Below are 12,690 nucleotides of genomic sequence, written 5' to 3' on the forward strand. Positions count from 1 at the left end.
CTCCGGACCCGGCATCGGGGGCGTCGGCACCGGGTCGGGAGACGGCCCCGGCGGGGGCGAGGGTACGGGCCCGGGGCCGGGCAGCGGTCCGGGTGTGGGGCCGGGCGGGCCCGGCGTCGGTACGGGTGAGGGTGGTACGGGGGGCTGGGTCATGCCGGACCTCCAAAGCGCGGAGTCGTGCGTTCCCACTGTCACCCCGTCCGCGTTCCCCCGCGCGCCGGATTCACACGTCGGGACGGATCCGAAGCGGTGACGGCGGCGCGAGCACGGCCGGAAGGCCGCACAACCGCCACAACCGCAACCGCGCCCACGCGGGGCGGGGCGGGGCGGGTCCCGCACGCTGGCCCGCCCCCTGCTCACCAGCGCTGCGGGTCGGCCTTCAACTGCGCCTCCGCCGCGGCGACCAGTTCCGCCGGAGCCCCGGGTGCCTCGTCGGGGTGCCGCCCTGCCCACTTCGCCGCATAAGGACACAACGGCACGACGGGGACCTGCTCCCGGCCCGCCATCGCGTAGAACTCCCGCACCAGCGCCCCCGCGATGCCCTTCCCCCCGTACTCCGGCTCGACCACGGTGTGCACGGCCACCAGGGCGGCGGGCGTGGCATCCAGGGTGAAATAGGCGATACGTCCGGTGACGTGTCCGTCCTCGTACGCCTCCAGGAGGCCCTTCGCCCTGTTGTCGCGGATGTCGAAATCTGCCATGGCGGCCGTACTCCCTCGCTCTGACGACGTACTGCCGTCAGCGTACGGCGTGGGGAGCGCGCAGCGTCGGAGTGCCGGGCACGGGTGCGGAGGTGTCCGAGCCCAGCTCGGCGATCCTGTTCGCCGCGTCGACATGGACGACGCGGGGCACCAGCGAGCGCGCCTCGGCGTCGTCCACCTGCGCATAGCTGATCAGAATCACCAGGTCACCGGGGTGTACGAGGTGCGCCGCCGCGCCGTTGATGCCGATGACGCCGGAGCCGCGTTCACCCTCGATGACATAGGTCTCCAGCCGTGCGCCATTGGTGATGTCCACGATGTGGACGAGTTCACCCGGCAGCAGATCGGCGGCTTCCATCAGCTCGGCGTCGATGGTGACCGATCCGACGTAGTGCAGATCGGCCTGGGTGACGGTAGCGCGGTGGATCTTGGACTTGAACATCGTACGCAACATCGGGACACTCCAACATATAGGCTCCCTGCCCGCATTTTTGCAGGTCAAGGGCTGTTTCATACTCTACAACGAGTCGCTTGTCCGGGCAGCTTCCCCCAGGTTTCCCAGGACTCGTGCTGACCACTTCCTGACCTATCTGACACATCGCCAGGCGACCGAGGGAGGCCGCATCTGCTCTCCCGGACCCCGCCACGACGACGGACCAAGCCTACGCAGCACCCTCCGAAGGGCGTTCGTGATCACTGTCACTCGGGAGTTCCGGGCCGTGGTCAGGAGAGCGCAGGGGGACCGCGCCTCGAAAATTCGATTGCCGACCACCAGGCACGCTGGCACGATTTCGGGCGTGATCACTGCTGAGACTCCGGAGTGCCTGATCGTGACGGGGATGCCCGGGGCCGGGAAGTCGACGGTGACCAGGCTCGTCGCCGAGTGCCTGCCACGCTCCGCCCGGCTCGACGGCGACTTCATCAACAGGCTGATCGTCAGCGGTCGCGTCGGGGCCCTTGGTGAACCTGCCGACGAGGCAGCGCGGCAGGTGGAGCTGTGTAACCGCAATCTGTGCATGCTGGCGAACAACTTCTCCGACGCCGGCTTCACACCCGTGGTCGACTGGGTGATCCCCGACCGCGGGCAGTTGGACTACTTCGTCTCCCTCCTTCCGGCCAGGCGAGTCCTGTTCGTCGTCCTCGCCCCGGGTATCGAGGCGTGCCAGTACCGCAACACCCTCCGTGATCCAGGAGAGAGGTTCGACTTCGACGGCTATGAGGATCTCGATGCCGGCATGACGCGCGAGCTCGGCGACGCCGGCTGGTGGTTCGACACCGCGGCGCTCACTCCCGAGGAGACCGCCGACGGCATCATCCGGGAAGCCCGGCATCGCGCTCTGGTGAACTGACGGCAAAGCCCCGACCGCTTCAGGTCACGGCGGCCGGTTCGGCCTTGGCCCGGGAGTGGGCGAGGCGGTATTGCCGGATGCTGCGGATCCTGAACGTCAGGCTCTCTCCGCGCACCGCCGAGGTCTCCTCGGGGCCAACGGGGTCCTGCCATCCAAAACCGGGGTTACTTGCTTTCTGGTGTCCGAGCTAGGACTACAAGGCCGTGGTCACCGGCTCGATCAACGACCACAGCCCATCCGATAGGTCGCCCGGGTGCAGTTTGCGTTCACTCACCCCTGCTACCCCAACAGACCGCCAGCCGCGGACCAGCCGAGTCCGCCCCCACCCAAACCATCAGGTTAAGACAGAAACACTCAGGATCTCACGAACCGCCCACTCAGGACTGCGCCTGATCAACTTGGTGCACCCTCGATCGAGCCGGATCTGCGCATACGGCTGCGTTTGGGGTGATCGGCCGTCACAATCTTTGCTCACGGGAGCGTGGATGGCTGTTGGCTGTCCCGGTAGGGCAACGTCGGCGGGGGGCAACGAGGTTGAAGGTCTTAGTCAGCCATGGGGCGGGCAAGGACGAGTGCGTAAGGGACGCGCTTGAATGTTTGGTCCCGGTGCTGAAAGAGCGCGGATACGACGTCTTCGTCGACATGGACAGCCTGCGCGGCACCGATCGGTGGACCGATGAGCTGTACTCCGAACTGTATCTGTGTGACGCCGCGATCGTTTTGCTTGGGCCCAAGACGGTTGAGAGTTCGGATTGGGTGCGCCGCGAGAGTGACATCCTGATGTCTCGGCACACCATGAAGAGCCTGCCGCATGTGCTGCCGGTCCTGTTGGGCGGCGCGACGTCCAAGATGGCACGGAAACACGGGTTCGGGCCGTTGATGAGTCTGCAGGCGGTGATCGCGGACCGCGTGCGCGATGCGAATCCCGTGCCATCAAGAGAGGCACCGCTCAAAGATGTGATCGATTGGGCGCTGCGAGAGTTTACCCATGTGGGGGTGGTCACGCGGTGCCCCGAGGTCGAGCGGTGGGCGGAACGGATCGCGGATTTCTTGGACCAGGCGGCCAAGAATGCCACGAGGGCCGTGGTTCGTGCAGCCGAGTGTTTGCACCTGGACGAGATCCGTCTGGCGCAGGTCAAGGCGAGGGTCGGCTCTGATCTGCTCCTGGCTTTCGAGTTGTTGACCGCGGCCAAGAAGGGGCAGTTGCTCAGCCAGGCCCTGGGAGAGCTGCAACCCGCGCTCGACGGGAGATCGCTCCATGCCTTGACGGAGCAGTTGGTCCCTGGATGGGTGGATGCCAAGGCTGCCAAGTGCTTCCTGCCCGACGCCGACGGCGGCGGTCAAGTGCAGGGGCGCCTCATCCTCTTCCCCGCCCGGAAGATGTGGATGGCCGAGCATCATGTCCAGCGTGCGCTGTTCGTGAAGCCCGGGAGTTGGAGTCTGGGCGCGCTCAGCGACGAAGAGGACCTGCCCCTGGATGAGCGCCCGTTGGTGGAAGTGCTGATGGAGGCATGCGTACAGGAACTCTATGCGGTCTTCTACGCCCCGGACGGTGAGGGCTTGGGCGGGCTGCTGGGGCTTCCTCAGGTGGATGGCGTCACATTCTATTTGATGCTGAGCCTGGCAGATTACCCGCTGGAGGCCGTCGCTGATGTGGCCGCGCAACTTCAGAGCCACTTCTCCTGGCTGAACTTTGTCCTTTTGGCTCCTCCCGATCACGAGGCAGATTTCAAGGATGTCGAGGCCATTGGCCTGCCGAATGTGGTGTGTGTGGAGCCGGCGCCCACCTCTGACGCGCAGGTAGCCGCCTTCAGACTGAAGATGACTACCGACGAACTGTTGGCCAAGTGTGGCTGACCGCCTTAATACGGCCCACCAGGCAGAGGAGATCACCATGACCGCGAGAAACAATGGCGATGCAGGGGACATGCCTGACCGTCGGGACGGTCTGGTTTACGTGATGCCGGATGAGCTGGATTTGGCCGTGAAAGTGGCCAAGGCGACAGGGCGACCGCTGCTCCTGCGCGGCAACCCCGGCTCGGGTAAGTCCTCGCTGGCTCCGTACGTGGCACGCCAAGAGAATTGGCGCTATTACGAGTATGTCGTCACGTCTCAAACGCGGGCGACTGATCTGTTGTGGAATTTTGATGGTGTCCGACGCCTGGCAGATGCCCAAATGGCCCGCTATCAGTATGGATCCCAAAAGGGACCCGTGGATGAGGACGCCTATACCGAGCCCGGACCGCTGTGGTGGGCCTACGCCCCCGAGTCGGCAGCTGAGGTGGCGAAGAAGATTCATCAGGCGCGTGCGGCCCGCCATCGCTCCGCAGGAAAGGACGATACGGCGAGCGCCCTCTCGGGCCCGAGCGATACAGCGGACGTGGTGGATATGCCCGTAGCTGAAGACGAAGAAGCTTGGATCGAGCGGTGGAACCGTGATCGCAAACGCGACCATGCCGTGGTATTGATCGATGAGATTGACAAAGCTGACCCGGATGTCCCCAACGGCCTCTTGGTGCCGTTGGCCTCACACGACTTCACAGTCACCGAGACAGGGCGACGTGTGGTGGTGGAGCCGGCGAGCTACGAGAATGCGCCCGGCCCCTTCGAACGCCATCTGGTGATCATCACCACCAATGAGGAACGCGAGCTCCCACAAGCCTTTCTGCGGCGTTGTGTCATTGCCTCGGCTCCCGAGCCGCGCACCGCCGACCAGCTCGTCGCCATCGCCGAGAAACATCTCAACGCTCGCCTCAGGGGGGAAACTCATCAGGACGATCGAGACCTGGCGCGCGCTTTGGCCGACGAGCTGCTCGTGGTGCGCACCAGTGCATCGAAGGAAGGAATTCGCCCGCCCAGTACGGCTGAATACCTGGACGCATTATGGGCCTGTCGTGCCCTACAGATCAGGGTAGGGGACGGGCAGTGGGAGAAGCTCAAGAACCTGACTCTGCTGAAACCGCAGCACATGAGCGGTAGGGACTGACGATGGCCGACCCCCTTGGGCGTCCTGCGGATCTGGGTGACAAGATGCGGCCGCGAGGTCAGAACTGGATTGGAGACGTGGCCCGTGCGCTGGCCGCTCTGGAGAACGCCGACGATGACACCGTGGACCTGATCGTAGCGATGATGGGGCTACGACGCGAGCAAGTGCCCCAGAATGCTCTCGCTACGCCCTCCCACGAGAGTGCTCAAGCCACAGCGCCAGTGTTTTCCACTGACCGTCGGCGGCCGGTGAGTCCACGTCGTTCCGATCAAACCTCTCAGAGTGCCGGCGAGCCGTCCCGCGAGATGTCTCTTCTGGTGCCGATCGGCACAGAGACAGCAGTCCGGAGGACCTTTACGGAACCCGTCCTTGCTGAACACCCAGGTCCCCCCGATCATCAACGCAGCGGCTACGAGTCATTGCTACCACCGCGCTCTCAGAGCGCGATCTTGAGGCTCCTCTTATCCCGGATCGTCGACGAGGGACCAATCGACACCCAACGTATGGTTATCGACCTCGCCAAAGGAACCTACATTGGCGAGTTGCCCCGAACTCCAGTGCGCACTTTGCGCTTTGGCGTACAGGTACTCGTCGATATCGGCACGGGGATGCAGCTCTTCATTCGCGATCAGCAAGAACTCCTCAACCGGATCAGCGCGATCATCGGTCGGCACGCCTGTGATATCCGCTATTTCGCCAGGGACCCCCGCCGAAACGGCACCGGCGCGCGATGGACCTACAAGCCCCTCGCCGCACCCGCCCGCGGCACGCGCGTTCTCATCCTCAGTGATTTCGGCCTGCACCACGCCGGCACACCGACGCGCACCGTCGGCGCCCATGAATGGCAAGAGGCTCTCACTGTCCTGCACCGCGGTGGCTGTCCGCCCGTAGCCCTCACTCCCGTATCCGCGCCGCGGCAACCCTCCTGGCTGCAGGCCATGATGCCGCTACTGACCTGGGACCGCACCACCACGGCTTCAGTAGCCCACACGAGGATGTCGTGACTCCGCAGAACTTCGGTGAGCGTCCGCGGCTCGCCTCGCCACAGCCGGACGAGGACGATCTCCGCTTACCCTCCGAGTCCGGCCTGTCCCTGGCCATAGCTCTGGCTTCCGCCGTGCGCATCGAACCCACCCTCATCCGTGCCATGCGGCTGCGCGTGCGGCCCCTTCTCGATGTCGGAGCGGAGTCGGCCCTGTGGTACGGGCCTTGGGCCGCACACCGTGGTGCCCAGTACATGGCCCTGCGTCGTCCCGTGCAGACCTATGTACGCGAACGGCTGGTCGATGAACTGCGCACGAGTGCTCCTGGTGATCCCATCCGCCTTGCGGGCGACGTCATTCGACAGGCTCACGGAAACATCTCACCGGTTCTGGCTCTGGAAGAGCACGTAACGTGGGCGGCGCTTCTGGCAGAAGCGGGCATCGAGCCCGCCGCTATCCAGGACGCGGACCGATGGTTGCAATCAGCTCTGCACGCCGCCGTCAAGGAGCCTCATCGCAGAGACGGGATGCGACGGTGGTTCTCACAAGCTTGGCAGCGGCTGCCTCAGCGTGCTCGCGAGACTTCCAGTGCCCTGGACCTGCACGAAATTCTTGCCGGTCCATCGGGCATCAGTCACTACGGTTCGGGAATGCCGTCTCCCGCACGCCGCGTTGCTGACGTAGTGCTTTCGGTTCGACACGACGGCAGCAAACTCGCCTTCGGCGATCCTGTCTGGCCCGCAGACGGGATACTCGTGCCAGATACTCAGCCACGCATTTTGCATGTCACCCACGATCTGCGGCAGTGGGAAGATGCGATCGAGGTCCGCGTGCCACGCCGAGGCGTGGCTGCCGCCTCCGCCAGTCACGTCCCCATGTTCGTGCGTACGTCCCACGGTCAGGTGTACTGCGTGGGAGCACCGGGAGGCTCGGAACTCATCGACCGGCCCCAGCCCCACGGCAACCGGCGTGCTCCCCAGTTGCTGGGACGTCGCGTCGGAGACCTTGGGGAGACCGACTACGTGCACTTCGGCATCGCTCCGCCCTTGGCCCTGCTGGCTGCCTCTCTTCCGCCCCGGCCGGCACCGAATCAGCCCGATACAGCACCTCCCCGGCCTCCACTACTCCCTCACCGCAACCCCACTCCCTTCGAGGTCGGCTTGCGACAAGCCATCCAGGACCTGGGTCTGCGGGAGATCAGTGGACTGATCGCGGTGCGCGGGCCCCAGGGGAGCGGCCGAACCCGCGCAGCCTGGCACGCTATGCGCGAGTCTCTGCCGAGATGGTTTGTGTGGGCGCCCGCCGTCATCGACCGCAACCAAGCTGTTCTGCGCGCGCTGGCGAGCGACGGTGTCGGTTCCCAGACCATCGTCTGGCTCGATGATCTCGACATCAACCTGACTCGGCCTGGCTCCGGCGAAGCCGTGGCCGAAGCGCTCCTGGAACTGCTGGACGACCCAGGACGACGTCCGGTCCTGGTTCTGGCCACGCTCCGAGAGGCCGGCGCCTATGAAGGTTCTCTTGGGCCAGCCGCTACCGCCCTGCTACGCCGCAGCACCATCAAGGAAGTCGCTCCCACGGCCAGCGCGATCCACACAAGAGCTGTAGACGACGACGTCCCGTATACCAAACCCCGCCCACTCAGCCCTCTGCCGCAGCCACAGCCTCTGGCGCTGGGCCGAGAATCGGAAATCGGACGCGTTCTGACCACACTGGAGCGCGCCCCGGGGGACGTCCCCCGCGTAGGCATTATCGGGATGACGGGCATGGGAACCACCACCATCGCCATCCAGGCAGCCCACGCGGCGCAAGCCCGCGGACGCTTCGACGCAGGCGCTCTCTTCATCACTTTGAACAGCGCACGACGAGCGCCCTGGTCGGCACTGCTGCGCGCACTCAATCCCCGAATTGCCACGAGAGGGCAGTCGCCCGAGCAACTGCGCACCCTGTGTGCGGCTCAACTCATGCTCACTGGTGACGTTGCCCGGCCCGTGCTTATGGTTCTTGACAGCGTCACCGCAGCACAGCTGCGTGACATCACAGCCATTCTGCCCGGCGGATTCGCCGTCATCGCCACCTCCCACGGCCCCTTGCACACACGGCCCGAGCACACCATCCAGCTGAAGGCCCTCGATGAAGATGCAGCAATACAGCTCATGCAGCACCTCCTTGAACGGCGAAACCCCAACGACGCCCGCCTGAGGCATAGCCCCGATACGGCTCGCGCCATCGCGGACATCTGCGGCCTTCTCCCACTCGCTCTCACGATGGCTGCTGCGCGACTGGCGACGTTCCCCGACCTGACGGCAGCCGCCCTGCTCGAAAGCCTGAGCGGGCGGGCGGTACTCGAACAGAGCGACTCCACCGGCCAGACGATCCGCGCGATATTCGACCACGCGCTTCGGACACTGAGCCGTCTCCACCGAACTGTCTTCTGTGTCCTTTCCTGGCTGCCCGGCACCTCATTCTCGCTCCAGACCGCACGGAGCATCCTCGCCGAATACGGCAACGTAAAAGAACTTCTGGCTCACATGGCCCGCTACCACCTCATCGCCCCAGCGGGAACAGGACGTTGGCGGATGCATATGCTCTCCCAAACATATGGGCGCGCCATCTCGGACAACGTCCTCGGCTCGCAACGAACGGCCGAAGTCCGGTCGGACATCGTGGACTTTTTTCACACCCGCGCCAAGGAAGCGGATGCCCTGCTGCGCACGGGCGTACAGACCGCGGATATTCAGCGGGAACAGGATCGGCTGGGCGCTCTCGAATGGCTCGACGCCGAGTATCGGAATCTTATTGCCCTGGCCACCGAATGCTTCGAAAGCGACCTGCATGCAGACGGTGTGGCCATCTCCATGCATAGTGCCCAATTCCTCTTCCAACAAGGGCAGTTCGCGGCCCTGCTCGCGCTCATGGAGCGTGCCTACACCTGGGCCGAAGAGAACGGAAACAACGACGCCAAGGCAGCGGTACTCAACAACCTCGCCGTCAGCAGCGCCGCCGGGGGGGACTTCGAACGTGCCCGCAGTGTGCTGCTCACCGTCGCGCGACTGCCTCACGCCCAGCGGCAGCGCGAGGACTACCTTCAGATGCTCAGTAGTCTCGGTGCGGTCCTCCTGCGATCCGAGCAGACCAGTGAAGCGATCGAACTGCTCACTGACGCCGTCTCTCAACACGACCATGACCGGCCCACGGCCCTGGTCTCGTTGCTGTGCAATCTCGGCGCGGCCTTCCACCAGGCCGGCGACATCCCTCAAGCACTTCACACTCTGGAACGCGCGGCGCTACTGGCCGACCAGTACCCCATTTCGCCGGCCGACAGAGCCCCCCTGCACCGCAACCTCGCCGAATCCCTCACAGACAGCGGCCGTCTGGAAGAGGCATACGGACACTACACGAGCGCCCTCGAATGCCTCGCGCAGGTCGGCAACCGAAAAACGGAAGCTCTCCTGCATCAGGATGTCGCGAACCTGATGCAGCAATCAGGTCGCATGGACGACGCCATCGGTCACCTCCAACAGGCGCAGCACATCCATCACACCCTCAAGGACGCCGCAGCTGAAGCGGAGGCGTGCAACACCCTGAGCGTCATTTTGTGCGAGCAGCACCGGTACGCCGAAGCGCTGACGCAGTTCCTCCAGGCCCGCACGCTTTACCAGCTCGCAAACAACGAATCACAGGCAGCCGCAGTGCTGCACAATATCGGAAACGTCCTACTGCTCCTCCAGCGATACGACGAAGCCATCCCGGCCCTGCGCAATGCCAGCGCCCACCTGGAGGCTCTCGGTGACCAGCACGGCGAAGCACAAGCCCTGCACAAGCTGGGCAGAGCATTCGAAAAGGCCGACGACCTGCCGCGCGCCCTGGAGGCACTGCACCACAGTGCCTCGCGCTATCAGCAACTCTACCTGCAGCAGACCTACCAACCCTCCGTCACCGATCAGGGCGAGGCACCGATGGGGCAGATCGCCGCACAAGCGCAACTGGAGAACAGCCTGTTGGAAGAATCCCGCTCACTGCGCGACGATCTACTCCACCTCAGCCACATCCTGAACGAACAGGGCGAAGACGAGGCAGCCCACAGTGCACTGCAAACTGCCGTCGCACTGCCCGACTCACCGTGAGAAGAAGGATCCGTTCACATCCTCGTGGGCTGTACCCACTGGGCCGCCGTACACAGCGAAGTGCGCCTCGGTATGACGACCGGAGTACGTCTTCTCACGGCCTCGTCCGACGTGTGGAGACAGAACGTCGAGCTTGTCGGCCGGCCGCAACTCCATGGCCTGTGCGGCCCAGCCCCGCAGATCGGCCAGCAGCTGAGCGTTGCTGCGTGATTGGGCGGTGAGACCTTCGATCAGCTCGATGGCGTAACGAGGTTCGAGCGGTGCCTGGAGCATCGCGTCGAGTGCCGCCACGCCCAGCCGCACGTCGGCCTGGGGTGACTGCGACCCAGACCGCTCAATGATTCTCTTCAGCCCTTCCCACAGCCGCTCACCCGGCCCCGTGGCCTCCAAGGCTACTTTGACCAGCAGAGCCGCCGATACAGGCATCGCGCTCACTGGCCCCCCTTCCTTCGGCGGTCACTTGGCGGTTACAGCACGGTGCACACATCTACGGCCATGTGATACCCGCCACAACGACGGCGTAAGCGCAAAGCCACGGCACTTCACCCCCGCGGCTCGCTCTGTCCCACGAATGGAGTAGAGCTCGACAGCAGTTCCGAACCCGGCGGCGGAGCTCCGATAGCCCCTGACCTCAGGCGCTCAAAAACGAGGTCGAAGGTGAATCCAGCCGTGAAACCCAATGGAATCGTGATGAACAGCAGCCTCCGGACGTCGAGCTTGTCCATGAGCGTAGGGACGCTCAGCAGCTGAGACGCCACATACAACAGGACCGTAACCAGACCGGCGCCCAAGCCGCGAATGCAGGCACGAGGCCAACTCGATTCCGCCACAAATGAGTTCCGAATGACCGCCCCAGCAACCGACGCCAGAAGGGGCGCCCCAACCAGGGCGCTGAGGTTCCGTACATCGGCAGCGCGAGCGTCACCTGCTGTGACCAGGCTGGCAGCGGCCAGCCCCATACACAACACCGCCACGGTCCAGCCCGCGAAACCGCTCCACGAAGCTGCCTGCTGCCGCTTGGCCTCCTCAAGGTTACGCGCTGCCTTGCGTTCCCGCTGGCCGGATAAGCAAGCAACGAGCCGGCTGGCCGACGCCGACGTCCAATCGCTGCCCAACAGTGCAATGTCCGCGTCGTCGGTGTCGTTCCGTACTTTGTCGAGGTTGATCCATACCTGGCTCGCACCCCCGCCAAATGTGGCGATGGGGAGGACCGGAACCTTCTGCGCCAGGGCGATGACTCCGGCGATACGCGTGGACTGCCCTCCGCCCATCATTGCCACTCCGTCACATGCCAGAAGCGTGCGGTAGTAGGAGACCTCCCACTCACCGCTCGTGTCCCGCACGACCTCCAAGGTCACATGGCTACCTTCTTGCAAGGCGAAGTCCACACTGCGGTGTCTTGGCGGATACGCAACCACACGGCCCGGTGACTCAGCTGTGCACGCTTCGGCGTAGCCGGCGACAACTGCGGGCTCGATGTACTGCGTCTTGCTTGAGAACACAGCCAGATCGCAGCCAGCGAGCGCTAGTTCTCGCCCAAGCTCCCGACATGCGTCTGATCCCAGATCGACGCTATCGAGGGGAGGAGTAAAGACGCGGCTGGCATCGACACTGCCAACGATCGCGATCAAGGGGCGCACGGGCTGCGAGTTGGACATGGCGGATTCTAAGCACAGCAAGCGAGTGAAGCGACCGGTTTTCATGTACCCAGCGATTCTTACAGCAGCCAAGGGCTGTCCCGGCGCGCGCCGGACGCGCGGCCCGTGCGCATCGTTGAGTCGTCTGTGTACGTGAGTGAGGTCGTCGCAGGCATGAGGACGCCATCGCGCGAAGAACGAGTTCAGCTCTACTGACGGCTGACAGGTGATCCCGATGGTGCCGGGGAGACACCGGCCCGGGGCGGGCCGCCGTGCCGCAGTCCGCAGTGCTGCGGACCACAGCGTCCGCGGAGCAGCTATCCGCTGCCGTTCGCCAGGCTCACACGAGACTGTGGCGAGCGCACGCCGCCCGACGCGAACACCGGCACGCTGCTCGCGCAGGGGGTCGGCCCCGTTGTCGTGGCCGGGCTCAGGGGGTCGCGGTGCCCTGCATCGTGGTGTTGATCCATTTCAGGTGGGCGCGGGTGGAGGTGCAGATGGTGTTGTGTTCGGTCATGCGAGCGCCGCGGGAGACTGCACCGAGTACGGTCCGTGTGTCCGTGTGTCCGTGTGTCCGGCCAGGATTGGGCCGCCGGTCGGCACGGGCTCGTGAGTTCCGGGGCCGGTTCGCTGCGACCGGCATCGTCGGTGGAGCCGCTTGTCAGGGGTTCCAGTAGACGGTGGTGAATGTACGGTCAAAACGTCGTGCGGCCAGGTCCTCGCGCTGGATCGCCCAGTGGACGGTGGCGCCCTCCCTGCCCGGGACACCGGGATCCCAGTCGGCGAGCAGTACCCAGTGCTCGACGGCACCTGACGCCGCTCCGTCCCAACGGCCCGCTTCCGCCGCCTTCACGGCGCACCACACGGCGCGTTCGACCGGGTCCAGCTCGGTGGCCACCCCTGGACC

At 64.9% G+C, this 12,690-nt stretch carries 9 protein-coding genes and 1 pseudogene; 5 read left to right on the forward strand and 5 right to left on the reverse strand.

Annotated features, from left to right (window positions below):
• Positions 1–356: 356 nt before the first annotated feature.
• Positions 357–701, reverse strand: coding sequence for a GNAT family N-acetyltransferase (locus ACWF94_RS17975; RefSeq protein WP_453488685.1), 345 nt, complete (start codon positions 699–701; stop codon positions 357–359).
• A 37-nt stretch (positions 702–738) separates the two neighbouring features.
• Complete coding sequence (panD, locus tag ACWF94_RS17980; RefSeq protein ID WP_453488688.1) at positions 739–1,155, reverse strand: aspartate 1-decarboxylase; 417 nt, start codon at positions 1,153–1,155, stop codon at positions 739–741.
• Positions 1,156–1,498: 343 nt separating this feature from the next.
• Here panD and ACWF94_RS17985 point away from each other — a divergent pair, with 343 nt between their 5' ends.
• From ACWF94_RS17985 to ACWF94_RS18005, 5 genes are all read left to right on the forward strand, one after another.
• A complete protein-coding gene (locus ACWF94_RS17985) occupies positions 1,499–2,050 on the forward strand; it encodes a phosphotransferase (protein ID WP_453488691.1) in 552 nt (183 codons plus the stop codon).
• A gap of 447 nt (positions 2,051–2,497) precedes the next feature.
• Positions 2,498–3,907 (forward strand): toll/interleukin-1 receptor domain-containing protein, encoded by a 1,410-nt coding sequence (locus ACWF94_RS17990; RefSeq protein ID WP_453488694.1) that lies wholly within the window; start codon positions 2,498–2,500, stop codon positions 3,905–3,907.
• A 37-nt stretch (positions 3,908–3,944) separates the two neighbouring features.
• On the forward strand, positions 3,945–5,036 hold the full coding sequence (locus ACWF94_RS17995) for an AAA family ATPase (protein WP_453488696.1): 1,092 nt from the start codon (positions 3,945–3,947) through the stop codon (positions 5,034–5,036).
• A gap of 503 nt (positions 5,037–5,539) precedes the next feature.
• Positions 5,540–6,040, forward strand: a complete 501-nt coding sequence (locus tag ACWF94_RS18000) for a hypothetical protein (protein ID WP_453488699.1) — start codon at positions 5,540–5,542, stop codon at positions 6,038–6,040.
• A 113-nt stretch (positions 6,041–6,153) separates the two neighbouring features.
• On the forward strand, positions 6,154–10,146 hold the full coding sequence (locus ACWF94_RS18005) for a tetratricopeptide repeat protein (protein WP_453488702.1): 3,993 nt from the start codon (positions 6,154–6,156) through the stop codon (positions 10,144–10,146).
• Here ACWF94_RS18005 and ACWF94_RS18010 read toward each other — a convergent pair.
• The 3 genes and pseudogenes from ACWF94_RS18010 to ACWF94_RS18020 form a co-directional block, all read right to left on the reverse strand.
• The gene (locus tag ACWF94_RS18010; protein ID WP_453488705.1) at positions 10,138–10,581 is read right to left on the reverse strand and encodes a hypothetical protein; all 444 of its coding nucleotides are present in this window, start codon (positions 10,579–10,581) and stop codon (positions 10,138–10,140) included. The two genes, ACWF94_RS18005 and ACWF94_RS18010, sit on opposite strands and share 9 nt — an antisense overlap.
• A 107-nt stretch (positions 10,582–10,688) precedes the next feature.
• A complete protein-coding gene (locus ACWF94_RS18015; RefSeq protein WP_453488707.1) occupies positions 10,689–11,804 on the reverse strand; it encodes a hypothetical protein in 1,116 nt (371 codons plus the stop codon).
• Positions 11,805–12,444: 640 nt separating this feature from the next.
• Positions 12,445–12,690: pseudogene (locus tag ACWF94_RS18020) on the reverse strand (DUF1963 domain-containing protein); the annotation flags it as partial.

The organism is Streptomyces sp. NPDC055078, assembly GCF_053607985.1.